Below are 24,162 nucleotides of genomic sequence, written 5' to 3' on the forward strand. Positions count from 1 at the left end.
AAGGAACAAAATTTCATTGACAAACTTTTGTATTTTTTAAATATAAAATCCGTTTCAAAAAAGATTGAAACGGATTTTTAAAATTAAAAAGAATAAATTATTTAATAATTTTCTGAGTCTGAACTCCAGATTTCGTGTAAATTTTTACAAGATAAATACCTTTCTGAATTTTTGAAAAATTAAGCATTTTTGTATTTAATTCTGTAGAAATTAGTTTTCCATCAATGCTGTAAACTTCTGCTTTCTTAATATTTTCTGATGATTGCAGATGTAAAATATCTTTTACCGGATTAGGATAAACTTTAATTTGATTTTTAGCAACATTAGAAACACCAAGGTTGATCGCGTTAAAACGGATATTATCAATTCTCAAGGAGGAATTGTTCGCAACAGGAGCAGTCACATTTCCAAATCCAAAATAATATACACCTTCCGCAGGCGCTGTAAAAGATGAGGTATATTCGGTGTAAGTATTTCCGCTGATCGAATTGGAACTTAGTTCCTGAGTAATCGATTCTTTATTTGGTGAAGAAGCAACACTCACTTTTAAAGTTGCAGGAGAAGCAGTTGCGCTTCCCATCTCTGCAAAATACTTGACTTCTACTTTTTCACCGTTTTGCATTTTGATCGGATATGAAAAAATCCAGTCGTTTTTTGCGGAAGTTTTACTGGTATTATTAAAGACATATCCATCTCCGGTTTGTGCCGATCCGCTTCCATTGATCCAAGTTCCGGAAGTCCAACCGTCGGAATCATACTCACCATAATTTTCATCGGTATATTCAAAATCATAAGAATAGGGAAGAAGCGCTGCAGTAAAGACAGATTTCGGTCCTGCCCAACCTGAACCACAATCTGCATTTTTAAGGAAAAATTGATAACGTGTTCCTGATTGCAAATTATCGTAATTTTTGGTGGTTGCAGTTTGAATTCCTGTGGATGAAACGGGAGTTACGAAATTGGTGAGTCCGGTGTCAACAGAACTAATTCCAGAAGTTGCTCCCCAATTAGCAGTGAAACTTTTTTCGGTTAAGTTCGAGGAAGTGAAAGCTGATAAATCGGGCATCATACAGTTTTCAGAATTGCTGATATACAAATCATCTAATGCTAAAAAATAGCCATCTGTTGTATCATTTATAAAAGCCAAATGAATTGTTTTGCCTTTATAAGCAGACAAATCAAGGCTTCGTGCATTGAAATCGTATGCTTGTTCACCAGTAACATGTAGTAAAGTTGTGGTGAAACTCGCCATTTGATTGTCGGTTTCAGAAACCTTAATACTGTAAGAATCGGTAAAATCAAAATCATAAGATTTTGCTTTCCAGTAAAGCGTAGGATTACCAACCGCTGGAATAGTGATGGAAGGCGTAATCAACCAGTCATTCGAAGTTCCTGGGGGATCATAAGAAGAAGTACTAAAGGCAATTTTATTATCGAAACCGTCATAAAACTGAATCCAAGCTTCGGTATTAAATTCCTGAACCGGGGCATAAGATGCAACCATATTTCCGTCAGCATTAATTTTTGTATAGGAAGAAATTGGAGGTCCGTTATTGTTCTCGAATCCACTGTTAAAGATTTGCGCATTTATCTGACAAAGGATCGCCAAAGTGGTCACTGATAGAATTTTTCTTTTCATTGAGAGTTTATTTAGATTTAAAATTTATTATGCTATTTTTTACATGAACGGTTTCATTTCATCCTCTATTTTTTTCCGAAGATCCATGAGTTTGATCGCATAGTGTTCCATTTGTTTTTCCTGTTCTGTGACCGGATTAAATTTCGGAACTTCTACAGAATTACCTTCGTCATCAACCGCTACAAATACAATGATACAATGCGTTTTCTTTTCGAAATCTTTTCGTTTGATATTGCGTGAAAAAACATTAATGGCGATATGCATACTCGTTTTCCCCGTGTAGATGACCTCCGCTTCAACCTTTACAATGTGACCGATTTTGATGGGCGAATAAAACCGAATTCCACCTACATAAACCGTAACGCAATAGCTGGAACTCCAGGAACTTCCACACGCATAACCCGCCTGATCGATCCATTTCATTACACTTCCACCATGAACATTCCCCCCATAATTGACGTCGCTTGGTTCAGAAATGAACTGAAAAACTGTTTTGTTTTGCATTATTTAAAGTTTGAGTAGGACAAATATCTGTTTTTATTCTTTTTACTAAAAATTTCTCTCCTTTTATTTTGAACTAAACCTAATTTGAAATACCGCCATTAATAATCAGTAGATGAATTAAGGGATATAAGATTTGCGCCGGCAAAAAAATACAGACACCGCTTTTTTTGTTTTCTGAACTACTTCAGAAAATTCAACTTATGTGATTTTTGTGCTCTAATAAATGATATAATTTATCTTCAATATAAATGAAGATGATTTTATCTCTAAAATAAATTGGTAAATTTGAATTATGAAAAAAGTCTTCTATCTAAAAACCTGCGGAACCTGCACGAAAATTCTCAACCAATTTGATCTGACAGACTGGGAATTTCGGGAAATTAAAAGCAAAGCGATAACGGAAGAAGAACTGGTTGCAATGTATGCGAAGACCAATTCCTACGAAGCGCTTTTCAGCCGGAGATCAACTCAAATAAAAGCGCAAAATATCGACATGAAATCTTTGAAAGAAGATGATTTTAAAAGATTACTGCTCGAGCATTATTCTTTTCTAAAACGTCCGGTTTTCCTGACTGATAAAGAAATTTTCGTCGGAAATGAAAAGAAGAATATCGAGAATTTGCAACACTTTTTTGGAAAGGAATGATAAAATTTATTTTTATATTATTTCTTTCTCTAAACCTGTCTGCACAAACGGTTTACAGAACTTCATCCGGACAGAAATATCATCTCTCGAATTGTAGAATGGTAAAAAATGTCTCCTCAAAATCAACTGTTGAGAATGCGATGAAAGATGGACTTTCTCCCTGTAAAATTTGCAGGCCACCCTTTACATCGACTTATGGCATTGCAGCATCACCAAAAAAAACATCTGGAGAAAGCACGAAAAATCGCTGTCATGGAATAACTAAAAGTGGAACGCGTTGAAAGCACTTTACGAGCATCGGCAACAATTTCTGTTTCCAACATTTACCCTAAAAATAAATCCCGCCAATATTGACGGGATTTACTTTTTATTTTTTAGTTCGGCGTTCTAATAAATTATAAACGCTGATGCTGACAATGGCTCCGAGAAGATAATAACCTGTGGTCATCCATTTTTTCTGGTCCGTGTCGGTGGCTTTATTATTTCCTAAAATTTGATCTGCCAAACCAATTGTTCCTGCAGCGCCCAATAATCCTGTTCCTAATGTTTTCGTAATAATTTGGGTCGTATTGGTGGTTGTTGCTAAAGTTGAAAATAAAAGTGCGTTAGATATTATATTTCCGCCCATTGCTGCAGCGTAAACTTCTTCTTCATCCGACAATTTCACATCAACTTCTCCCAATGATTTTTCGAGTGCAACTTCTCCAACCTGATCAAGATTGGGCGAACCTTTCATGCATTTTTTAAATAATTGGTGAACTCCGGTCAATGCCAAAGAACCTGCTAAACCTGCGATACTTCTGTTAATAAAAGACATAATTGTAAAATTTTAAGTGTAATACAAAGACTGCGAAAATGGTGCCACACAAAAAAGCAGATGAAATCTTCATCTGCTTTCTAACCTTTTTAAGTTTTGCTTTATACAAAGGGAGTTTTCACCACTTTCGCCGGAATATTTTTATTTCTGATCTGAATAAAAATCTCAGAACCTACAGTGAAGTGTGGTCTCGCAACGTATGCCAAACCAATTCCGATTTTTCGCATCGGACTCATTGTTCCCGATGTTACTTTTCCAATTTCATTTCCTTCCGCATCAACCACCAAATAATCGTGTCTTGGAATCGCTTTTTCCTGCATTTCAAAACCCACTAATTTTCTCGTGATTCCCTCTTCTTTTTCTTTCGCGAAACGTTCTTTATCTACAAAATTTTTATCAAATTTCGTGATCCAACCCAATCCTGCTTCAAGCGGAGAAGTCGTGTCATCGATATCATTTCCGTACAAACAGAATCCTTTTTCCAAACGCAAAGTGTCTCTGGAAGCCAATCCACAAGGAATTAAGCCGAATTCTTGACCTGCTTCAGTAATCGCTTCCCAGATTTTTACAGCGTTTTCGTTCTTAAAATAAATTTCAAAACCACCACTTCCCGTATAACCTGTGTTGGAAATGATCACGTCTTCACAACCTGCAATTTTTCCTTCTGTAAAATGATAATAAGGAATCTCAGAAAGATCAATATCGGTCAGTTTTTGCAAAGTTTCCGTCGCTTTCGGACCTTGAATTGCGATGAGCGACATATCATCTGAAGCATTCGTTAATTTGGCTCGGAATTTTTCATTGTGTTTTGATATGTGATTCCAGTCTTTCTCAATGTTAGAAGCATTTACAACCACAAAATATTTTTCGTCGGTCATTTTATATACGATCAGGTCATCTACAATTCCACCATTTCCATTCGGCAAACACGTGTACTGCGCTTTTCCATTTTCCAGAGCATCTACATTATTTGTTCCGACAAATTGAAGCAAATCCTTTGCAGAAGGACCTTCTACAAAAAACTGACCCATGTGGGAAACATCAAAAATCCCTACTTTTTCCCGAACTGCGAAATGCTCTTCAGTAACGCCGGAATATTGCACAGGCATATCGAAACCTGCAAAAGGCACCATTTTAGCACCCAAAGAAACGTGTTTATCGTACAAAGCCGTCTTATTCATCTTTTATTTTTATTAATTTATTTTTTTTATTAGGAGCTATCAGATTCCGCTTTTTTCGAAGACTTCACCCGCTTTCCGCTCTATCTTTTTTTGCCTCCGCTTTTGCCCTTCCAAAAAAAAGGATGCCGCTGCAATCGGGGCTAGAATTATATTTGTTTTTCCTTCAAGAATTTTATGTGATTCAGTATTTGAGTATATGAATGTTTGAGTTTTTCAATTACTCATTATTCATTACCAATTACTCATCTACAAATGTTCCTTATATTCCTTCAAAATGATCTTAAACCATTCCGTGAAATTTTCCGGATCAGCGATCATTTCTTGCTCTAAATTTTCCATGGAGATGTAGCGAACTTCCGAAACTTCTTCTGGATTCATATGAACTTCACCATTAAAATCTCCTGTAAATACGTGATCCAACTCATGTTCCCACAAGTTTTGACCAACATCTGCTTTATAAACAAAATGAAATTTTGGACTTAGCTCTGCTTCAATGCCGAGTTCTTCTTTCATACGACGTTGTGCGCCTTCCAGATACGTTTCATTATTTCGGGGATGCGAGCAAACAGCGTTCGTCCATTGATTTGGAGAATGGTATTTATGGGCAGCTCTTTTTTGTAAAAGCATTTCGCCTTTTTCATTAAACAAAAAAACCGAGAAAGCGCGGTGCAGAATCCCATTTTCGTGAGCCTGCATCTTTTCCATCAAGCCTAGAATTTCATCATTTTCGTTCACTAAAACTACTTGTTCTTCCATATCACACAAAAATAAGTTTTATAAGTTACGCAGTAAAATTTTTAAGAGAAATTTATGCTTTTAAGATCCTTTTTACAAAAAATTTATTTGCTTGTTTTTTCAAATATTTTTTGATATCAAATTCCTGCAATAGGGATCGAAGTGGAAATCCCGGAGTCTTGTCTGAAAAGACAAGACGAGGAATTGCAGCGTAGAGCCCGACCCGAGGTGTGGGAAATCAGCGATGGAGAGGGGATTGCCCAAAAATTTCTAAAAATAAAAGATAATCAGCTGTGAATCAACGAAAAGTTGTAATTTTGCAACTTAAATTTTTAAGTGATGGAATTAGAATATAAAGACCACCTGAGTCCAATGTTGAAGGGTGATATCAAGAATTATTTGATTGACATTGATGGTACGATTACCGACGATGTTCCGAATGAGGAACCGGAAAGAATGGTGGATTGTATTCCTTATCCCGATGCTCTGGAAACTATTAACAGATGGTACGATCAAGGTCATATTATTTGCTATTTTACTTCCCGAACTGAAAACTTGAAGCAGATCACGATCGACTGGCTCGATAAACATGGTTTTAAATACCACAGTGTTCTTTGTGGAAAACCGAGAGGTGGAAATTATCACTGGATTGATAATCACCTGGTAAAAGCAACACGATACAAAGGTAAATTTACCGATATGGTAGAAAAAAAGGTAACAATTGAAGTTTTTGAAGATTAATAGATGAAGGTATTAGCAAACGACGGTTTAGATCAATCAGGAATTGATGCCTTAACTGAAAAAGGTTTTGAAGTAATTACGAAAAAAGTTCCACAGGATTTTTTGATCGATTACATCAATGAAAACAAAATTAAAACGATTCTGGTAAGAAGCGCAACTCAGGTTCGTACAGAAATGATCGATGCTTGTCCGAGTATTGAGATCATCGGCAGAGGTGGAGTAGGAATGGATAATATTGACGTGGATTATGCACGTTTGAAAAATATTCATGTAATCAACACGCCTTCAGCTTCTTCGGAATCAGTGGCAGAATTGGTTTTCGCTCACTTATTTACGGGTGCTAGATTTTTACAGGATTCTAACAGGAAAATGCCGGTAGTTGGCGATTCTGAATTTGCGAAACTGAAAAAATCGTATGAAAAAGGAATTGAACTTCGCGGTAAAACCATCGGTATTATCGGGATGGGAAGAATCGGACAGGAGGTTGCAAGAATGGCGCTTGGTTTAGGAATGCGCGTGATCGCAGCCGACAGCAATGTTGGAAGAGCAAGTATAAAAGTAAAATTTTATAATAATCAGTTCATCAATGTCGATATCGAAACTGAATCGATTGAAGGAGTTTTGAAACACGCAGATTTTATTACGCTTCACGTTCCCGCGCAGAAAGAGGGATATATGATCGGGGAAAAAGAATTCGCGATGATGAAAGATGGTGTTGCCGTAGTGAACTGTTCCAGAGGTGGAGTAATTGATGAAGAAGCTTTGGTTTCTGCTCTAAATTCTGGGAAAGTTGCTTTCGCAGGATTAGATGTATTTTTGAATGAACCAACTCCTTCGAAAGAAATATTGAATCATCCAAAAATTTCTATGACCCCGCATACAGGAGCCTCAACGATGGAAGCGCAGGACAGAATCGGACTTTCATTAGCAGATCAAATTTGTAGTATTCTGCAGGTTCACTAGAAATTGAAATTTTTGAAAAATACAAAAGACGCATTTTAAAATGCGTCTTTATTTTTTAATACTGGAAATTATTATCTACTTGTTTTTCAACAGATCTCTAATTTCAGCAAGAAGTTGTTCTTGAGTTGGTCCTGCTGCAGCTGCTACTTCAGGTGGTTTCTGCATCTTAGCTGCTGCTTTGATGATCATAAACAGTACGATCGCAATACAAAGAAAACTAATTATCGCAGAAAGGAAATTGCCATACATGACTCCATTCCAGGAAAGTTTTGCAATATTTTCTGCACCCGCCGCTTTTAGTGCCGGATTGAGTAATAGAGGTGTGATCACATCTTCGACCAGTGATGAAACGATCTTACCAAATGCAGCTCCGATTATTACTGCTACTGCCAAATCAATCACATTACCTTTGAAGGCGAATGCTTTAAAATCCTGTACAATTCCCATAGCTTTATATTTTTATTGTTAATAAACAAAAGTAAGAAAATTTTTGAAAAATATTTGGTTTCTATTATTCAGTGCTTACAAAAAAGCTTAAAAAAATATTTCACTAAATTTAAACATCAAAAAATGATAAAAATGAAAATTTTTCTTATCCAAACAACTGTAAGAAATAGATACTGCAAAATTTTTATAATGTAAATTAGAATCCTTTGCGAGTGATTTAGCTTTGATAATAATGTGATCTGTATTCATTAATTTTTCGGCTTTCTTAATGTTATTTTAACAGGTAATTTAAATTAATTACGTATTTTTATCCAAAATTCATAGTTCTTTATTATTTAATTGATTGTCAATTAAATGCTTAGTTATTGACGAAAAAGAAATAAGTTTTTTTCTCTAATTATCACATTTTAATAACACAAATAGGAATTTCAAGTGAAAATATTTTCAGCACAACAAATTAAAAATTGTGATACGTTCACAATTAAGCACGAACCTGTATATTCTTTAAATTTGATGCAGAGAGTCGCTGATTCGTGCGTAAACTGGATTTCAAATAACTTTAAGGATAAAGAAATTTTTTATATTTTTTGTGGAAATGGTAATAATGGTGGAGGTGGACTCGCTTTGGCCAGAATAATGTATCACAAAGGTTTTGATATTACGGTTTTTATCAATGAAAATGAAAATTTTTCAAAAGATGCAATGAGCAATCTCACGAAAATTAAACAAATTGCTCGGATTGATATTGTTGATTTCAATGAAACTCAGAATTTCCATTTTAAAGAAAATGCAGTTATCATTGACGCCCTTTTTGGGACAGGTCTAAATCGGAAGGCTAACAAGAAAGAAGTCGATCTGATCAATTTTCTGAATGGAGTGCAACTCACAAAAGTTGCTATAGATATGCCATCTGGATTATCGGCTGATCAGATGATAAATGACAATACAGTTATTTTTAAAGCTGATGAAACATTAAGTTTTCAGTTTTGGAAAAAAACATTTCTTCATCCTGAAACCGGAATTTATTGTGGTAAAGTTCATCTTTTAGATATTTCTTTGAGTGAAGAATTTATTGCTAAAGAACCAACTACTGAATTTGTGATTGGGGAAAAATTGATTCATAGTATTTACAAAATAAGAAATGAGTTTTCAAATAAAGGGACTTTTGGCAAGACTACTATAATTGCAGGGAGTTTCGGTGAAATGGGAGCTGCGGTTCTCGCAACCAAATCTGCACTAAAATCTGGCAGTGGTTTAACTTTTATCATTGCGCCAAAATGTGGATATGGAATTTTGCAAGCTACTTGTCCTGAGGCGAAATTTAAAGATGGTGGTGAAAATATTAATTATCATTTTGATATTGAAAATGATTCTGTAGTAGGTATCGGACCAAGTTTAGGAACAGCTCCTGAAACGGAATCCGCCTTTATGGATTTTTTGAAAAGTTATGAGATGCCACTTGTTTTAGATGCAGATGCACTAAACATTATTGCTAAAAATTCTCAATTTTTAAAAAAAATTCCAATAAATTCAATCATTACCCCACATCCAAAAGAGTTTGAAAGACTATTTGGCAAAACAGAAAATTCTTTCTTACGATTAGACCTGGCGCGGAAAAAAGCGGCAGAACTTGGAATTTACATTGTTTTAAAAGATCATCACACGCAGATCATTACGCCGGAAAATCACGTTTATTACAATATTACCGGGAATTCGGGAATGGCAAAAGGAGGAAGTGGCGATGCTCTTTTGGGAATCATCACTTCACTGTTAGCGCAGAATTATTCACCAAAAGACGCTGCGATATTCGGAGTTTGGCTTCATGGAAAAGCGGGTGATCTCGCAGCAGAAAAATTTTCTAAAGAGGCAATGCTTCCTACTGATTTGATTGATGAATTGGGAAATGTCTTCAAATCTTTAGCATAAAAAAATCCTTTCAAAATTATTGAAAGGATTAAGTGAATTTTTTATTAAGATTAATCGGGTTTTTCGTTTTCCTCTTCTGTGATCATGCGGTTTATCGACGTAAACATGATTACAAATCCAGCTAACATAAAAGGAATTGAAAGTATTTGTCCCGTATTTAGACCTGCAAAATGAATGAATTCATCACCTTGTGGTTCCTTTAAATATTCTACGAAAAATCGTACTGCCCATAAAATGATGAAAAACAGTCCAAACAGCCAACCTTGCTGGTATTTTTTCTTCGTGTACCTGTATAAAATCCATAATAAAACAAAGAGTAAAACATATCCGGCCGCCTCAAAAAGTTGAGTGGGATATCTTGGAACAATCGCACCGTATTCCGAACTTTGTTGTGGGAATAAAACTGCAAACGGAGAATTTTCTGGAGCTGCTTTCCCAATAATTTCTGAGTTAAAAAAGTTCCCAATTCTTACAAATGCGCCTCCCAAAGCAACCGGTATCCCAATTCTATCGTAAACCCAGAAAGGATTTTTACGGATTATTTTGAAGGAATAATAGAGTGTCGTGAAAATTAAAGCAATCGTCGCTCCGTGACTTGCCAATCCGGAAAATCCTGTGAATTCTAAATGTGGTTTGGTTCGGATGGGCAAAAACACCGACCAAAAATCTTCTCTGAAAAGTTCTGGCTGATAAAAAACAACATGGCCTAAACGTGCTCCCAATATAGTTCCGATCAAAGTCCAGGTGAAAAGTGGTTCTACATATTTAACGTTGACGTTATCAATTTTGTAAATTTTGGTCATGATCATATATCCTAAACCAAAGGCGAAAATAAACATCAAACTGTAATAATGTAGCGTAACAGGACCTAAATGTATTCCGGTTGAAGGATCCCAAGTTGAGTATAAAAAAGTCAGCATATAATTTAATTCAAAAATTTAATATTCAAAGTCGCACGTTCAGTATTTAAAAAATTATCCTTTAAATTAAAATTGATCATTTAAAGGTAAAATTTTTTGTTAATCTTTTTTCGGCGGAACCGGATCATAACCTTCGCCTCCCCACGGATGACATCTGGAAATCCTCTTTGATCCTAACCATAAACCTTTGAATGGCCCATGAATACGGAGTGCTTCTACCATATAACTGGAGCAGGTTGGTTCATAACGGCAATGATCTGGGAGTAATGGTGAGATAAACCACTGATAAATTTTTATCAGGACAACCAAAGGAAAAGTGATGATTTTATTGAACATGCAGTTGCAAAAATAACGAAATAGTTTAAATTTGTTCTAAGTTTCTCGTTAAACTTATTTTGACAGCATTTCTCATCATCAAACCCTCAATAATTTATCTTGAATTCTAATAGTCCCCTTGCCGAAAAAATGCGCCCCCAAACTTTAGATGAAGTTTTGGGACAGGAACATTTAACCGGGAAAACCGGCACCATTCGCAAAATGCTGGAGAATGATGTTTTGAATTCCTTAATTCTTTGGGGACCACCAGGAACGGGAAAAACAACTCTGGCCGAGATTATTTCTGAAAAATCGGGTCGGAAATTTTTCAAACTTTCTGCAGTTTCATCAGGAGTGAAAGATGTTCGCGAAGTCATCGATGAAGCCAAAAAACAAAACCTTTTTTCCGGGAAATCACCCATTTTATTTATTGATGAAATTCACCGTTTTAATAAATCACAGCAAGACTCTCTGCTTCATGCCGTAGAAAAAGGCTGGATCGTTTTAATCGGTGCAACTACAGAAAATCCCAGTTTCGAAGTTGTTTCTGCACTTTTATCGAGAAGTCAGGTTTATGTTTTGAAATCTTTGACTTTCAAAAAGTTAGAAGAATTGGCGGAAATTACCTTAAAAAAATACAACGAATTAGAAAATACTTCCTTCAAAATAAAAGACAAAGAAGCATTTATTCAGTATTCCGGTGGTGACGCGAGAAAACTGATCAATTCGGTTGAAAATGTATTAAATCAATTTAAAAATTCTGATAAAAAAGAAATCGCTAACCAAGATGTGCTCGATGTTTTGCAGGAAACGATGGCGCTTTACGATAAAAATGGCGAACAGCATTATGATATTATTTCAGCGTTCATCAAATCGATGCGTGGTTCAGATCCGAATGGCACCGTTTATTGGTTAGCTCGAATGTTGGTTGGTGGAGAAGATATTAAATTTATTGCGAGAAGAATGTTGATTTTAGCTTCCGAAGATATTGGTTTAGCGAATCCGAATGCGTTGATCATGGCGAATAATTGTTTTCAGGCTATCAATATTATCGGAAATCCTGAGGCGAGAATTATTTTAAGCGAAACTGCCGTTTATTTGGCGGTTTCCCCGAAAAGTAATTCTACGTATATGGCGATAAATGAAGCAATGTCTTTTGTGAAAAAGACGGGAAATCTGCCGGTTCCGTTACATTTACGAAACGCTCCGACTAAATTAATGAAAGATTTAGATTATGGAAAAAATTACGGTTACGCTCATTCACACGAAGGAAATTTTGTTGATTTAGAATTTCTGCCGGATGAAATTAAAGGAACTAAATTTTACGAACCTGGAAAAAACACCACTGAAAATAAAATTGCTGAAGAACTTAAAAAGAAGTGGAAAGACAAATATTAAAGTTCTGATTTTTAAAATTTAAGAAACATCTGATTGATTGTCAGGTGTTTTTTTTATCTTTAATTTAAATTTTAGATCATGAAAAAATTATATCTCCTTATATTAACTGCTCTTTTTTCGGTAACTCTTTTTTCTCAATCTTATTCTGAAAACAAAACTTTAGTTGATAATGAACTGAAGAATTACGAAAAAATGATCAATTTTAATGTGAATCCAAACACTTTAAATTATGATCTGAAATACCAAAGAATGGAGGTGAATTTAGATCCGGCAATTTTGCAGATTTCGGGTTCGGTAACTTCTCATTTTTTACCAAATTCAGCAATGTCGAGTATTTATTTTGACTTCACCGATCAAATTCCGGTATCTGAAATTCTGTATCACGGAACCAATTTAAATTTCCAGCAATTGTCCACGAAAGAATTAAAAATTGATTTCCCAACAACATTGCCCGCAAATACGTTGGATTCTTTGACTGTAAAATATTCAGGCGTACCCGATAATTCCGGCAGAACTTCTTTTTATGTGGGAAACCATTCAGGAAGTCCCGTGATGTCGACATTATCTGAACCTTACGGCGCACAAAACTGGTTCCCTACGAAACAAAGTATGAACGATAAAATTGATCGGTTCGATATGAAAATTACAACGCCAGAACTTTACAGCGTAGCCTCAAACGGAAAATTAATGTCTGAAAATTTAGTTCCAGGCAACAAAAAAGTTACATATTGGCGAACCCAATATCCGACCGCTGCTTACTTGATTGCATTCTCCATAGGAGAATTTGTGAAGACCACAGATGTTATGGGAAATACATCATTTCCGTATGTGAATTATTTATATCCTGACACGAGTACAAATCCTGCAATTCAAAATAATTTGGAATGGACGAAGCAGTGCATGACGATTTTTGAAAATTATTTCGGTCCATATCCTTTTTCAAATGAAAAATACGGTCACATGGAATTTGCTGTAAATGGAGCTTGCATGGAGCATCAAACAATGTCCTCCATGAGTTCTTTCGGGAAAACAGAGATTGCGCATGAACTTTCCCATCAATGGTTTGGTGATAAAATTACGTGTGGTTCCTGGAATGAAGCCTGGTTGAATGAAGGTTTTGCCACTTATGCAGAACATGTAATATTTGAGAAAAATATCAAGACGCACGCAGAATTTATGGCTCATTTAGCGAATCAGATTAATGTGATTACAAGCCTTCCGAACGGAAAGATTTATGTAAATGATAGTGATTTGGGAAATATTGCTACGGTTTTCAGCGGACGGTTGACCTATGTAAAAGGCGGTTTTACGTTGCGCATGATCAAATGGATTTTGGGTGATGATATCTTTTACCAAATGTTGAAAGATTATACTTCAAATCCGGCATTTATCTATAAATATGCAAAAACAGAGGATTTCAAAAATCAGATTCTGACTTCAACAGGAAAAGATTTTACAGAATTTTTTAATGACTGGATTTATGGGGAAGGTTACCCAACTTATACCATTAAATGGAATCAGCCGGTAGCAAATCAGGATCTTAAATTTTTGGTTTCTCAAACGCAAAGTGATCCTTCAGTAAGTTTTTTCAAATTGCCTTTGCCAATTACAATTACCGGAACGAATGGGGAAATTGCTGATCTGGTTTTAGATAATAATTTGAATGGTCAATCTTTTTCAAAACCCTTGAATTTTCAGGTTGCGACCGTAGAATTTAATAAGGAATATGAAATTATTGAAAAGAATTCGACTGTAGTTTTTGATGCTGCTTTAGCGACCGATTCTAAAGTAAAAGAAGAGATTGTTTTGTTTCCAAATCCTGTAAAAGATCAGTTGAACTTTAAAGGAATTTCAAAAATTACACCTTTCGAAATCTATGCGTTGGATGGAAAATTAATTAAAAAAGGAAATTATAAACCGTCCAATTCTATTAATATTTCCAGTTTGAATTCTGGCGTTTACATCATTAAAATAGAAGGAAAAAATTTAAAATTTTCGAAAAAATAAACTTTAAAATTCAGGTTATTGTAAATTAACCTTCCAGCAGATATTCCTTATAATGTCCGAGAAATTTTACATTCGCGCCAAAAGATCTTAATTCCTCCAAAGCGTTTTCTGATAAAATTGAATGCCATTCATTAGCAACATTAATAAAGAAAAAATAATTTCCTAATCCTGTTTTCAAAGTTCTGCTTTCAATTTTTGACAAGTTCATTTTTCGCCACGCAAAAACCGATAAAACCTGATGTAATCCTCCTGCGTGATCTTCGGGAAGCGTTATTATTAAAGAAGTTTTCTCTGATGTTTTAGGCAAATCTAACTGTAGATTATTTTTCTTCTTTGAGATGACGATAAATTTGGTGTGATTCTGTTCAAAATCCTGAATATTAGAATTGATGATTTTTAAACCGTACAATTTCGCCGCGTAAGAATTTGCGATCGCGGCCCATTTTTCCTGAGGATTTTCTGCGACTAATTTTGCCGAAGCTGAAGTAGAACTAAAATCCTGCGTTTCCATATTTTTAAAATGATCATTTCGGAAATGAAAAGTTTGCGCCAAAGCTTGCGGATGAGAAATGATCTTCTCAAAATCTTCATTAGTCGGATGAATCATTAAATGATGCGCGATCGGCATCACCGCTTCAGTTTCGATAAAAATATCTTCGAAATCGTAGAGATAATCCAAAGTCATAGAAACGGTTCCTTCAATAGAGTTTTCGAGCGGAACGACTGCTTTTTCGGCCTCGCCATTTTTTACCGCATTAAAGCAATCTAAAATGCTCGACTGCGGAACAAGATCGTTATCAGGAAAAATTTGAGAACACGCCAACTGCGTGAAACTTGCGTGTGGACCGAGGAAAGCAATTTTCATCCAGCAAAAATAAAAAAGCCATTCGAGATAAAGGCTTTTTATCATAGATAATTTTTTTATTTATTTTGATTGGAAAAGTTTTCAATTTTGGATGGTTATCACTAAAATTTATAAGTAAGGATTAACAGATCTACAAAAAAAAATCTGTACAAAAAGTACAGATTTTAGTATCCAGAAAATATTTTTCTTTTACGCTCTGACTTCGGTGCTGATTCCTTCACTGATTGCTCCACGGGAAATAGACATTTGAGGCATTGAATAGATTTGAGATTTTGCTCTCAATTCAACAATTTTTTTTACGTAATCTAAATTTTTTGCTTCTTCGATCGTCATGTCTTGAAATTCATAGATTTTCACAACATCATTTTTTTCGAATGATTTTTTAATAGTGTTCAATTCTTCTTCATTTCGAACTGCAACACTTGTGATCAGACTTTCAACTTCAGTTTTGGCCGGAGTTTTATCAATACCTAAAAGTTTTTTCCAGAAGTTTCTTTTATCTTCTTTGGAGCTGTTTTTATTGGTGGTATAAATAATATAGTCTTCATTTTTAATGCCTGACTGTTCGATTCCTTCTGAGATTTCTTTTGCGAATTTTTGGTTTGGAAACAAACCTACTACTGTATAATTCATCTTGATATTTTTTTGTTTTTAATTTCTATGCAAATATACTTCTGTTTTAGTTCAAAAAAGTTAATATTTAAGAAATTAATGCGTAATTGATAAAAATCATGTATTTTTTTACGAATATAATAATTGATATTGTCTATTTTAAGAAGTGATGATCTTTAATGTTGAAAAGTGAGTTGACCAGGCTTTGATGAGGAAAAATATTAAATATCTTTGTCTGATATAAAAATTCTACAAATGAATATTATTTTAGCATCAACTTCAACGCTTTTCGGCGGAAATTATTTTGAATATCTGCAACACGAAATAGCGGAACTTTTCACAGGAATTGACGAGATCATTTTTATTCCTTTCGCAAGACCGGGAGGAATTTCGCACGAAGATTATACAAACACAGCGAGAACATTTTTTGCGAAACTAAATATTAAAGTGAAAGGTCTTCATGAATTTGAGGATAAAATAGGCGCAATAAATTCAGCACAAGGTTTTTTCACCGGTGGCGGAAATACTTTTCTTTTGGTCAAAACTTTACACGAAGAAAATTTAATGACTCTTTTGAAGGAAAATGTAGAAAAAGGAAAACCTTATTTAGGTTCCAGCGCAGGATCGAATATTGGTGGTCTCAATATGAAAACGACGAATGATATGCCGATCGTTTATCCATCAAGTTTTGATACGATGGGTTTGGTACCGTTCAATATTAATCCGCATTATTTAGATGCAAATCCGGATTTGAAACATAATGGCGAAACCCGCGAAACTCGGATCAAAGAATTTTTGACGCAAAATGACACCAAGGTGATCGGACTTCGGGAAGGAAACTGGATTCGAAAAGTGGGGTCAAAAATTACGGTCGAAGGAAATCAACTCACCCGAATTTTTGAAAAAAACAAAGAACCTTATGAAATTGAAGCGGGAAATGAGTTATAATTTATTCCTGCCAGTTTTTTTCGATGAACTCCATTAAAAATGACGGGCATTTTACTACTTTATTTGTTCTGGAATCTAAAAAGAAAAGTGTTGTTTTGGCTTCCGTAATTTTCTCTTTAGAACTGTTATAAATTTCATATTCAAACTCGACCCGAACTCCCGGAATTTTTTTGATGAAGGTATGAATTTCGAGAATTTCATCATACAAAGCAGGCTTCATATACTTAATGCTGTACTCTGAAACAGGCAGCCAAATTCCCTGATTTTCAATCTCATCGTATGATATTCCTAAGGTGCGAAAAAGCTCAACTCTCGCAACTTCGAAGTATTGTGCATAGATGCCGTAGTATACATATTTCATGGGATCTGTTTCTGCGTAACGTACTCTAATTGAGTGGGTTGTGTGTATCATTGAAGTTTAAAATTGATCATACAAATATATTTTTAAATAACCAATAGCACAAAAATTTTTTTAAGAAAATTAAAAATTCGATATTTGTTGTCCTGCCAAAATTAAATAATTCAGGAAAAATTGCACAAGGAAAATGAATGAAAATTTAACTCTCATTTGGGAAAATTGTCTACAGTTCATGAGAGATAATCTCAATGCCGCTGAAGACAATACAGATCTTAAAAAACTAGAAAATTCTTTTGATTTACTGTTCGATAATGTGCAGCCAGTTTCTTTGGTAAGCAATAATCTTACGCTTCTGGTCCCAAGTGATTTTTACAAAGAATACATTGAAGATAATTATTTGTCTTTGCTTTCTGCAGCGCTGAAAAAAAATATTGGAAAGGGCGTAAAACTTTGGTATTCCGTGATGGAAAACAGACCAAGTGGTCAGGAAAAACCCATTACCGTCAACTTTAAAGGGAAAAGTATCCCTACGCCAAAAATTCAGGAAACTTTGCCACCTTCATTTTCTGCAAACCTGATCAATCCTTTTGTTGTTCCTGGAATGAAAAAAGTGAACATCGATTCTAATTTGAAAGCTGATTTTTCTTTTGATAATTATGTTGAAGGTGAAAGTAATAAATTTGCGGCGACTGTAGCGAAATCAATTGCGAAAAGACCGGGCGCCACTGCATTTAATCCACTGTTTTTACATGGTGGTTATGGAGTTGGTAAAACGCATTTGGGACACGCAGTTGGTTTAGAAGTTAAAAATTCTTATCCTGATAAAGTAGTTCTTTATCTTTCCTCCGAGAAATTTATTCAGCAATTCGTTTCTGCTGCAAAAGCTCATAAACAAACAGAATTCGCGAATTTCTATCAGATGGTTGATGTTTTGATCATCGATGATATTCAGTTTCTATCCGGAAAAAAATCGACACAGGACAGTTTCTTCCACATTTTCGATTATCTGCACCAAAACGGAAAACAGATTATTTTAACTTCTGATAAAGCACCTGTTGATATTTTAGATATTCAGGAAAGAATTGTTTCCCGATTCAAATGGGGACTTTCCGCAGAAATAAAATCTCCGGATTTTGATACGAGAAGAAGAATTATTATCGATAAACTAAGCCGCGACGGAATTGTTTTAACGGAAGATATGCTGGATTACCTTGCATCGGAAGTAAAAACTAATGTTCGTGAATTGATCGGGGTAATCAATTCAGTCATCGCTTATTCGACAATATATAAGTCAGACCTATCGTTGGAATTGTTGAAAGAAACAATAAGTAAGATCGCGGCGAACCAGAAAAAAGTAATCAATATTCCTTATATTCAGGATGTTGTTTGTGAATATTTTGGGATTGAAAGAGAGCAGCTTTTATCCAAAACACGCAAAAGAGAAATTGCTTTACCAAGACAATTAGCGATGTATTTTGCAAAAGAGTTAACCAACGCAACCTTTACGAAAATCGGTGAGGAAATGGGCGGAAAAGATCACTCAACCGTTATGTACGCTTGTGATACGATCAAAGATGTTTCGAAAATTGATAAGGAACTGAAAAAATACGTAAAAGAATTAGGCGAAAAAATTAGACAATAATTTGCTCGTGAAATATCAAAATAATAAGAAGGGATTTTTTTAAATTCCTTTTTTTTATTTTTAATTTTCGACCTTTGTAAAAATAGTTATTTATGAAAATTTTAATGGTTTGTCTCGGTAATATTTGTCGCAGTCCGCTTGCGGAAGGGATTTTGAAATCAAAGTTACCCGATGATTTTACAGTAGATTCAGCAGGCACACTTGAGAATAATGCAGGGAAAAGTCCGGATCACCGCTCCGTTTCGACTGCCCAAAAATATAATATCGATATCTCTGATCAACGATCCAGACTTTTTGTTCCACAGGATTTTCAAATCTATGATCGCATTTATGTAATGGATAAAAGCAATTTGAAAAATGTACTGGCTTTGTCTAAGGATGAAAATGGACGCCAAAAAGTTTCCTTAATTTTAGGAGATCAAGAAGTTCCGGATCCATTCTGGAGTGAAATGGAAGATTTTGATAAGGTCTATCAAATGCTCGATAAAGCTTCTGATAAGATTGCTGAAGAACTAAAAGAGTCCGTTTTAAAAGAGTCAGGTAAAAAGTAAAAAGAGCCAAGTTTTAATATTAATTTTTAAATAAGAAATTTTAATTCTAAACTCAAAAACTCAAAAACTCAAACATTCAAGTACTTCAAATCTCAAATACTAAAAAATCATGTTATTCCTTATTCCAGCTTATTTATCTGAAAACTCGCCCCTCGATTATTTTGCACCATCGATTAAAGAATATATTTTAAAGACCGATTATTTCTTTGTGGAAAATGAAAAGACGGCTCGAAAGGTCATCAAATATTTTGCGCCCGAGAAAAAACAAGCTGATCTGAAACTTTTCCTTTTAGATAAATATTCTGAAAGAAAAGATCTACAGGAAGCGCAGATGTTGATGATCAAAGGACAGGATTTCGGCTTGTTATCAGAAGCTGGACTCCCGTGTATCGCTGATCCGGGAAATGTCATGGTGAAATGGTGTCACGAAAATTCCGTAAAAGTAATTCCTGTTAATGGACCTTCTTCGATTATTTTAGCGCTCATTTCCAGTGGTTTGAATGGTCAGGAATTTACCTTTCATGGGTATTTGCCAATTGACCGTTCGGAAAGAAGATCTAAAATTACAGCACTTGAAAATCAAGTGAATGCTACAGGATATTCTCAAATTTTTATGGAAACTCCGTATCGCAATAATCCATTATTTGAAGATCTTTGTAAGTTTCTTTCGCCACATATAAAGCTTTGTATTGCGGGGAATATCAATGATCCTGAGAATGAATTCATCAAGACTTTGACCATTAAAGAATGGCAGAAAAACAAACCGGAACTGCATAAAATTCCGGCCGTATTTGTTTTGGGAAAATAAAGTTTAACAACCATTAACAGCTCTTTTGCATCATAGTTGATTATACTGCTGAAATAAATTATTATGTCAGAAAAAAAATTAGCAGGAATCTGGATGGATTCGGAAAGTGCAATCGTGGTAAAAAATCATGATATCGAAAGCTCATTCATGTTTTTCCTTTGCGATCCTGTAAAACGTGAAGTTCAACACGGAAATTCAAGCGAAAAAAACGCAAACAACGTTGAACAGACCAACACAGCAAAGTATTTTAAAGATTTGGAACACTTGATTACCAATACGGTAGAACTTTATTTAACAGGTACCGGAACGATTCAAGAACAGTTTAAAAATCATCTTGCAGAAACGCCTCAGTTTAAAAATGTAAAAGTGACACTTGGTACTGATCAGAAAATGAGTGGCGAGCAATTTTTAGAAGAAGTAAAAAATCACTTCAACGCTTAGCAAATTAGTTTTAAAAATATCAAACCGTTTCTTCATTTTTGAGGAAACGGTTTTTTTGTGATCTCTTTTAAAGTTTTTAATATTTAATTCCAGCTTTCTTGAGTAGGAAATGCAATAACCAAATCGGTCCAATCAAGAGAAACTGTAGATCTTTTAGAAAACTCGGTTTTTTGCCTTCAATATTGTGACCGTAAAATTGTCCGATCCAGGATAAAACGAAAACTGCGAGAAAGAAAATCCAGGATTGATGCTGCAGTTTGACATTAACGAAATAGACCAGATGTTCCATCAGCAGCATTATCAAAATCATGATCAAACCAATTCGCCAGGATAATCTAATGTAAAAAATAGTGACTAAAATCAAAGCAATTATGGAAACAATACTGATCGCTCCGAAATATTTAAGAAAAAAATGCGGCGCTGGAATAAGCGAAATAAATCCTAAAATAGACCAGAATATAAGAGGAACACAAATCCAGTGAATGGTTTTGTTGGTGTGGTTTTGGTGACTTTCGGCATATTCTGCGAAGAGTTGATCAATTTTTCTCATGGTTGTAATAATTGGTCTAAATTATTAAATTTTTGCCTCAATTCAATACGCTATTTTAAATTCATTTTAAATCGCTTCAATTTCTGATTTGGTGCACAATGATTTCACAACGATAACATTGTTTTGAATTTTCTTATTTTTGAAAAAATTTATTAAGAATGAAAGATTTGATGGGGAAAGCGATCTGGGACTTTTATCACGACAAAAATGCTGAAGATCTGCTGACGGAAACTTCCATCTCAGAAATTGATGAACTGCCCGTAGAATATTTTTTTCGCGGTTTTGAAGATATGAATTTAGTCGAGCAAAAAGCTTTGGAACTGTCGAAAGGAAAGGTTTTAGATATTGGTGCAGGAGCCGGTTCTCACAGTTTATATCTGCAAAAAAAGAATTTGGAAGTTCTCGCTTTAGATAATTCTCCCAAATCTATAGAAGTCTGCCAATTGAGAGGCGTTCAACATGTTTTGTGTTCAAATATCCTGGATTTTTCGGGGCAAACTTACGATACGATCTTGCTTTTGATGAACGGAACGGGGATTTTCGAAAGCTTAGATAAAATTGATATATATCTGGAGAAATTATCTTCTTTATTAAACGATGACGGACAGATCTTAATTGACGGGACCGATATTTTGTACATGTATGATCGTGATGAAGATGTTGGAGTAATGGTTCCGGCTGATCATTATTACGGAGAAGTCGATTATTTTATCCACTATAAGTTGGATACCGAAAAACCGATCAAATGGCTTTATCTGGATTTTGAAACTTTTAAACGAGCTGCGGAAAATAACGGATTTAGGATTGAGAAAATTTTGCAGGAAGAAGATTCTTATCTGGCTAGATTAACGAAAAAAGACCTGAATTAATTTTCAGGTCTTTTTTTTATGAAGGGTTTGAATTAAATATTATCCAATCTCCACACCGTTTTCTACTGTTTCGGTTGGCGTTACAAAAACTAATTTTCCTTCTGCATTGTTGGTCAAAAGCAACATTCCCTGAGATTCGATCCCTCTGATTTTTCTCGGTGCAAGATTTAATAAAATCATGACTTGTTTTCCAACGCATTCTTCCGGCGTGAAACTTTCAGCAACTCCAGAAACAACTGTTCTTACGTCAACTCCGGTATCTACTGAGAATTTTAATAGTTTGTCTGCTTTTTCTACTTTTTCTGCGGTCAAAATAGTAGCAGTTCTTAAGTCAATTTTAGTAAAATCATCAAATTGAATTTCTTCTTTCATCGGGTTGGCTTTAGGATTGGTTTTTTTATTGGATTCTTTCGTGTTCTCTAATTTTTGAATTTGAAATTCAATGGTTTCATCTTCAATTTTAGAGAATAATAATTCTGCCGGATTAATTAAATGGCCGGTTTTAATCAATATTTTTTCGTTTTTAATCTCTTCCCAAGTTAATTGAGAGACATTAAACATTTTCTGTAATTTCTCTGCACTGAAAGGAAGGAATGGTTCGCAAATCTGCGCCAATCCAACTGCAATCTGTGCAGCAACAAATAAGGATCCCGCAGCTTTTTCCGGATTGTCTTTAATGGTTTTCCAGGGTTCTTCAATTTGAAGATATTGATTTCCGAAACGTGCTAAATTCATCATTGCAGTCAAAGCATTTCTGAATTCGTAATGTTCTAAGAAATTTTCAACTTCTGTAGCCGCCTTTGTAATTTCGTTTAATTCATCGGCATTTTCATTTCCGGCTGGAACAACTCCGTCGTAATATTTGTGGATCAGAACGGCAACTCTATTGATAAAGTTCCCGAAAATTCCTACCAACTCTGAATTGTTTTTGGTCTGGAAATCTTTCCAAGTAAAGTTATTGTCTTTGGTTTCCGGCGCGGAAGAAAGAAGTGAGTAACGCAAAACATCTTGCTGTCCCGGGAATTCCTGAACATATTCGTGAGCCCAAACCGCCCAGTTCCGGGACGTTGAGATCTTGTCGTTTTCTAAATTTAAAAATTCAAAAGCCGGAACATTAGTCGGCATAATATAATCGCCGTGTGCTTTCATCATCGCCGGGAAAATAATACAGTGGAAAACGATATTGTCTTTTCCAATGAAATGCACCAAATCAGAATTTTCGTTTTGCCAGTAATCTTTCCAGTCTTTTCCGTTTTTTTCTGCCCATTCCTGGGTGAAAGAAATATAGCCAATCGGCGCATCAAACCAAACGTAAAGTACTTTTCCTTCTGCATTTGGAAGAGGAACCGGAACGCCCCAATTTAAGTCGCGAGTCATTGCTCTTGGTTTCAAACCGTCGGTCAACCACGATTTAACCTGTCCGTAAACATTCGGTTTCCAGTCGTCTTTATGACCTTCAATGATCCATTCATTCAAGAAATCTTCGTATTCATTTAAAGGAAGGTACCAGTTTTTGGTTTCCTTTAAAATGGGAACATTTCCGCTTAACATTGATTTTGGATTGATTAATTCTGAAGGAGAAAGGGTAGAACCACATTTTTCGCACTGATCTCCGTACGCGTTTTCGTTACCACAATTCGGGCAAGTTCCTACGATATAACGATCGGCAAGAAATTCATTGGCCTGTTCATCAAAGTACTGTTCTGAAACTTCTTCGATAAACTTTCCTTTATTATATAGCGTCTTGAAAAAATCCTGACTAACATCGTGATGTCTTTTTGAAGTTGTTCTGGAATATTCATCAAAAGAAATCCCTAAATCTTCGAAAGATTTTTTGATGATCCCGTGGTATTTATCAACGATATCTTGTGGAGTTACGCCTTCTTTTTTGGCACGAATCGTGATCGGAATTCCGTGTTCATCGGAGCCGCAGATAAAAGCCACGTCTTTTCCTAATCTTCTGTTGAATCTGGCGTAAACATCTGCCGGAATATAAACTCCCGCTAAATGACCAATATGAACCGGACCGTTTGCATAAGGCAAAGCTGCGGTAATTAATTTTCTGTCTGACATTTCTTCGTTCTAATTTTTGCAAAGATAAGGGTTTGAGGACTTAATTAAAAATCGTTGTTCTTTGATCTTATTTTTTTTATATCATAGTCGTGGCGAGTCTTTTTTAATGCGCTCATCTATTTATTTTGGAATTAGTGCGTTAATATTTTTATAAGGAATGGTCGTTTAGTTTATTTTTATTGTAATTTTATATTGTATTAAGGTGG

General features: G+C 35.0%; 25 protein-coding genes. 12 read left to right on the forward strand and 13 right to left on the reverse strand.

Going from position 1 to position 24,162, the window contains the following annotated elements:
- Window positions 1-97 precede the first annotated feature (97 nt).
- A complete protein-coding gene (locus tag IV494_RS00475) occupies window positions 98-1,639 on the reverse strand; it encodes a T9SS-dependent choice-of-anchor J family protein (protein WP_196078215.1) in 1,542 nt (513 codons plus the stop codon).
- Between the two features lie 39 nt (window positions 1,640-1,678).
- A complete protein-coding gene (locus tag IV494_RS00480) occupies window positions 1,679-2,143 on the reverse strand; it encodes an acyl-CoA thioesterase (RefSeq protein ID WP_196078216.1) in 465 nt (154 codons plus the stop codon).
- A gap of 292 nt (window positions 2,144-2,435) precedes the next feature.
- On the opposite strand from IV494_RS00480, the gene IV494_RS00485 reads away from it, so the two are divergent.
- Window positions 2,436-2,789 carry an arsenate reductase family protein gene (locus IV494_RS00485; protein ID WP_196078217.1) on the forward strand — a complete coding sequence of 118 codons (354 nt, stop codon included), beginning with the start codon at window positions 2,436-2,438 and terminating at the stop codon, window positions 2,787-2,789.
- 367 nt (window positions 2,790-3,156) lie between these two features.
- Here IV494_RS00485 and IV494_RS00490 read toward each other — a convergent pair whose 3' ends face one another.
- The 3 genes from IV494_RS00490 to idi form a co-directional block, all read right to left on the reverse strand.
- Window positions 3,157-3,606: a hypothetical protein gene (locus IV494_RS00490; protein ID WP_196078218.1), complete on the reverse strand. Its 450-nt coding sequence runs from the start codon at window positions 3,604-3,606 to the stop codon at window positions 3,157-3,159.
- 101 nt (window positions 3,607-3,707) lie between these two features.
- The gene (gene gcvT, locus IV494_RS00495; RefSeq protein WP_196078219.1) at window positions 3,708-4,787 is read right to left on the reverse strand and encodes a glycine cleavage system aminomethyltransferase GcvT; all 1,080 of its coding nucleotides are present in this window, start codon (window positions 4,785-4,787) and stop codon (window positions 3,708-3,710) included.
- Between the two features lie 246 nt (window positions 4,788-5,033).
- The gene (gene idi, locus IV494_RS00500; RefSeq protein WP_196078220.1) at window positions 5,034-5,543 is read right to left on the reverse strand and encodes an isopentenyl-diphosphate Delta-isomerase; all 510 of its coding nucleotides are present in this window, start codon (window positions 5,541-5,543) and stop codon (window positions 5,034-5,036) included.
- Between the two features lie 318 nt (window positions 5,544-5,861).
- On the opposite strand from idi, the gene IV494_RS00505 reads away from it, so the two are divergent.
- Window positions 5,862-6,263, forward strand: a complete 402-nt coding sequence (locus IV494_RS00505) for an LNS2 domain-containing protein (protein ID WP_196078221.1) — start codon at window positions 5,862-5,864, stop codon at window positions 6,261-6,263.
- Between the two features lie 3 nt (window positions 6,264-6,266).
- Window positions 6,267-7,226: a D-2-hydroxyacid dehydrogenase gene (locus IV494_RS00510; RefSeq protein WP_196078222.1), complete on the forward strand. Its 960-nt coding sequence runs from the start codon at window positions 6,267-6,269 to the stop codon at window positions 7,224-7,226.
- 75 nt (window positions 7,227-7,301) lie between these two features.
- Here IV494_RS00510 and mscL read toward each other — a convergent pair whose 3' ends face one another.
- Window positions 7,302-7,673, reverse strand: coding sequence for a large conductance mechanosensitive channel protein MscL (gene mscL, locus IV494_RS00515; protein ID WP_196078223.1), 372 nt, complete (start codon window positions 7,671-7,673; stop codon window positions 7,302-7,304).
- Window positions 7,674-8,105: 432 nt separating this feature from the next.
- On the opposite strand from mscL, the gene IV494_RS14880 reads away from it, so the two are divergent.
- The gene (locus tag IV494_RS14880) at window positions 8,106-9,599 is read left to right on the forward strand and encodes an NAD(P)H-hydrate dehydratase (RefSeq protein WP_196078224.1); all 1,494 of its coding nucleotides are present in this window, start codon (window positions 8,106-8,108) and stop codon (window positions 9,597-9,599) included.
- Window positions 9,600-9,649: 50 nt separating this feature from the next.
- Here IV494_RS14880 and lgt read toward each other — a convergent pair whose 3' ends face one another.
- Both lgt and yidD read right to left on the reverse strand, forming a co-directional pair.
- Window positions 9,650-10,519 (reverse strand): prolipoprotein diacylglyceryl transferase, encoded by an 870-nt coding sequence (gene lgt, locus IV494_RS00525; RefSeq protein WP_196078225.1) that lies wholly within the window; start codon window positions 10,517-10,519, stop codon window positions 9,650-9,652.
- A 99-nt stretch (window positions 10,520-10,618) separates the two neighbouring features.
- Window positions 10,619-10,855 (reverse strand): membrane protein insertion efficiency factor YidD, encoded by a 237-nt coding sequence (gene yidD, locus IV494_RS00530; RefSeq protein WP_196078226.1) that lies wholly within the window; start codon window positions 10,853-10,855, stop codon window positions 10,619-10,621.
- Window positions 10,856-10,954: 99 nt separating this feature from the next.
- Between yidD and IV494_RS00535 the strand changes: the two genes are divergently transcribed.
- The gene (locus IV494_RS00535; RefSeq protein WP_196078227.1) at window positions 10,955-12,232 is read left to right on the forward strand and encodes a replication-associated recombination protein A; all 1,278 of its coding nucleotides are present in this window, start codon (window positions 10,955-10,957) and stop codon (window positions 12,230-12,232) included.
- Between the two features lie 78 nt (window positions 12,233-12,310).
- Complete coding sequence (locus IV494_RS00540; protein ID WP_196078228.1) at window positions 12,311-14,239, forward strand: M1 family aminopeptidase; 1,929 nt, start codon at window positions 12,311-12,313, stop codon at window positions 14,237-14,239.
- Between the two features lie 25 nt (window positions 14,240-14,264).
- Here the strand turns inward: IV494_RS00540 and pheA are convergent, their stop codons facing one another.
- Both pheA and IV494_RS00550 read right to left on the reverse strand, forming a co-directional pair.
- The gene (pheA, locus tag IV494_RS00545; protein WP_196079465.1) at window positions 14,265-15,104 is read right to left on the reverse strand and encodes a prephenate dehydratase; all 840 of its coding nucleotides are present in this window, start codon (window positions 15,102-15,104) and stop codon (window positions 14,265-14,267) included.
- Window positions 15,105-15,293: 189 nt separating this feature from the next.
- On the reverse strand, window positions 15,294-15,737 hold the full coding sequence (locus IV494_RS00550) for a hypothetical protein (protein WP_196078229.1): 444 nt from the start codon (window positions 15,735-15,737) through the stop codon (window positions 15,294-15,296).
- 234 nt (window positions 15,738-15,971) lie between these two features.
- Between IV494_RS00550 and pepE the strand changes: the two genes are divergently transcribed.
- The gene (pepE, locus tag IV494_RS00555) at window positions 15,972-16,664 is read left to right on the forward strand and encodes a dipeptidase PepE (RefSeq protein ID WP_196078230.1); all 693 of its coding nucleotides are present in this window, start codon (window positions 15,972-15,974) and stop codon (window positions 16,662-16,664) included.
- A 1-nt stretch (window position 16,665) separates the two neighbouring features.
- On the opposite strand, the gene IV494_RS00560 is transcribed toward pepE, so the two are convergent.
- Complete coding sequence (locus IV494_RS00560; protein WP_196078231.1) at window positions 16,666-17,076, reverse strand: acyl-CoA thioesterase; 411 nt, start codon at window positions 17,074-17,076, stop codon at window positions 16,666-16,668.
- A 133-nt stretch (window positions 17,077-17,209) separates the two neighbouring features.
- On the opposite strand from IV494_RS00560, the gene dnaA reads away from it, so the two are divergent.
- The 4 genes from dnaA to IV494_RS00580 all read left to right on the forward strand — a co-directional run bounded on the left by dnaA (window position 17,210) and on the right by IV494_RS00580 (window position 20,464).
- Window positions 17,210-18,664 (forward strand): chromosomal replication initiator protein DnaA, encoded by a 1,455-nt coding sequence (gene dnaA / locus IV494_RS00565; RefSeq protein ID WP_039352015.1) that lies wholly within the window; start codon window positions 17,210-17,212, stop codon window positions 18,662-18,664.
- 92 nt (window positions 18,665-18,756) lie between these two features.
- Complete coding sequence (locus tag IV494_RS00570; protein ID WP_196078232.1) at window positions 18,757-19,215, forward strand: low molecular weight protein-tyrosine-phosphatase; 459 nt, start codon at window positions 18,757-18,759, stop codon at window positions 19,213-19,215.
- Between the two features lie 109 nt (window positions 19,216-19,324).
- Window positions 19,325-20,023 (forward strand): SAM-dependent methyltransferase, encoded by a 699-nt coding sequence (locus IV494_RS00575; protein WP_196078233.1) that lies wholly within the window; start codon window positions 19,325-19,327, stop codon window positions 20,021-20,023.
- A gap of 63 nt (window positions 20,024-20,086) precedes the next feature.
- Window positions 20,087-20,464 (forward strand): hypothetical protein, encoded by a 378-nt coding sequence (locus IV494_RS00580; protein ID WP_196078234.1) that lies wholly within the window; start codon window positions 20,087-20,089, stop codon window positions 20,462-20,464.
- A gap of 76 nt (window positions 20,465-20,540) precedes the next feature.
- Here the strand turns inward: IV494_RS00580 and IV494_RS00585 are convergent, their stop codons facing one another.
- Window positions 20,541-21,014: an Mpo1 family 2-hydroxy fatty acid dioxygenase gene (locus tag IV494_RS00585; RefSeq protein ID WP_196078235.1), complete on the reverse strand. Its 474-nt coding sequence runs from the start codon at window positions 21,012-21,014 to the stop codon at window positions 20,541-20,543.
- A 158-nt stretch (window positions 21,015-21,172) separates the two neighbouring features.
- Between IV494_RS00585 and IV494_RS00590 the strand changes: the two genes are divergently transcribed.
- The gene (locus IV494_RS00590; RefSeq protein ID WP_196078236.1) at window positions 21,173-21,883 is read left to right on the forward strand and encodes a class I SAM-dependent methyltransferase; all 711 of its coding nucleotides are present in this window, start codon (window positions 21,173-21,175) and stop codon (window positions 21,881-21,883) included.
- Between the two features lie 39 nt (window positions 21,884-21,922).
- Here IV494_RS00590 and metG read toward each other — a convergent pair whose 3' ends face one another.
- Window positions 21,923-23,956, reverse strand: coding sequence for a methionine--tRNA ligase (metG, locus tag IV494_RS00595; protein ID WP_196078237.1), 2,034 nt, complete (start codon window positions 23,954-23,956; stop codon window positions 21,923-21,925).
- Window positions 23,957-24,162: the final 206 nt, after the last annotated feature.

The organism is Kaistella gelatinilytica, assembly GCF_015679325.1.
Lineage (GTDB): Bacteria > Bacteroidota > Bacteroidia > Flavobacteriales > Weeksellaceae > Kaistella > Kaistella gelatinilytica.

Bases quoted from the DNA above. Each gene is read 5' to 3' on its own strand.
- IV494_RS00540 (WP_196078228.1), top strand. From the start codon at position 12,311: ATGAAAAAATTATATCTCCTTATATTAACTGCTCTTTTTTCGGTAACT.
- mscL (WP_196078223.1), bottom strand. From the start codon at position 7,673: ATGGGAATTGTACAGGATTTTAAAGCATTCGCCTTCAAAGGTAATGTG.
- lgt (WP_196078225.1), bottom strand. From the start codon at position 10,519: ATGCTGACTTTTTTATACTCAACTTGGGATCCTTCAACCGGAATACAT.
- metG (WP_196078237.1), bottom strand. From the start codon at position 23,956: ATGTCAGACAGAAAATTAATTACCGCAGCTTTGCCTTATGCAAACGGT.
- gcvT (WP_196078219.1), bottom strand. From the start codon at position 4,787: ATGAATAAGACGGCTTTGTACGATAAACACGTTTCTTTGGGTGCTAAA.
- yidD (WP_196078226.1), bottom strand. From the start codon at position 10,855: ATGTTCAATAAAATCATCACTTTTCCTTTGGTTGTCCTGATAAAAATT.
- IV494_RS00575 (WP_196078233.1), top strand. From the start codon at position 19,325: ATGTTATTCCTTATTCCAGCTTATTTATCTGAAAACTCGCCCCTCGAT.
- IV494_RS00475 (WP_196078215.1), bottom strand. From the start codon at position 1,639: ATGAAAAGAAAAATTCTATCAGTGACCACTTTGGCGATCCTTTGTCAG.
- IV494_RS00505 (WP_196078221.1), top strand. From the start codon at position 5,862: ATGGAATTAGAATATAAAGACCACCTGAGTCCAATGTTGAAGGGTGAT.
- IV494_RS00560 (WP_196078231.1), bottom strand. From the start codon at position 17,076: ATGATACACACAACCCACTCAATTAGAGTACGTTACGCAGAAACAGAT.
- pepE (WP_196078230.1), top strand. From the start codon at position 15,972: ATGAATATTATTTTAGCATCAACTTCAACGCTTTTCGGCGGAAATTAT.
- IV494_RS00510 (WP_196078222.1), top strand. From the start codon at position 6,267: ATGAAGGTATTAGCAAACGACGGTTTAGATCAATCAGGAATTGATGCC.
- IV494_RS00585 (WP_196078235.1), bottom strand. From the start codon at position 21,014: ATGAGAAAAATTGATCAACTCTTCGCAGAATATGCCGAAAGTCACCAA.
- idi (WP_196078220.1), bottom strand. From the start codon at position 5,543: ATGGAAGAACAAGTAGTTTTAGTGAACGAAAATGATGAAATTCTAGGC.
- IV494_RS00490 (WP_196078218.1), bottom strand. From the start codon at position 3,606: ATGTCTTTTATTAACAGAAGTATCGCAGGTTTAGCAGGTTCTTTGGCA.
- pheA (WP_196079465.1), bottom strand. From the start codon at position 15,104: ATGAAAATTGCTTTCCTCGGTCCACACGCAAGTTTCACGCAGTTGGCG.
- IV494_RS00485 (WP_196078217.1), top strand. From the start codon at position 2,436: ATGAAAAAAGTCTTCTATCTAAAAACCTGCGGAACCTGCACGAAAATT.
- IV494_RS00590 (WP_196078236.1), top strand. From the start codon at position 21,173: ATGAAAGATTTGATGGGGAAAGCGATCTGGGACTTTTATCACGACAAA.
- IV494_RS00480 (WP_196078216.1), bottom strand. From the start codon at position 2,143: ATGCAAAACAAAACAGTTTTTCAGTTCATTTCTGAACCAAGCGACGTC.
- IV494_RS00570 (WP_196078232.1), top strand. From the start codon at position 18,757: ATGAAAATTTTAATGGTTTGTCTCGGTAATATTTGTCGCAGTCCGCTT.
- IV494_RS00550 (WP_196078229.1), bottom strand. From the start codon at position 15,737: ATGAATTATACAGTAGTAGGTTTGTTTCCAAACCAAAAATTCGCAAAA.
- IV494_RS00580 (WP_196078234.1), top strand. From the start codon at position 20,087: ATGTCAGAAAAAAAATTAGCAGGAATCTGGATGGATTCGGAAAGTGCA.
- dnaA (WP_039352015.1), top strand. From the start codon at position 17,210: ATGAATGAAAATTTAACTCTCATTTGGGAAAATTGTCTACAGTTCATG.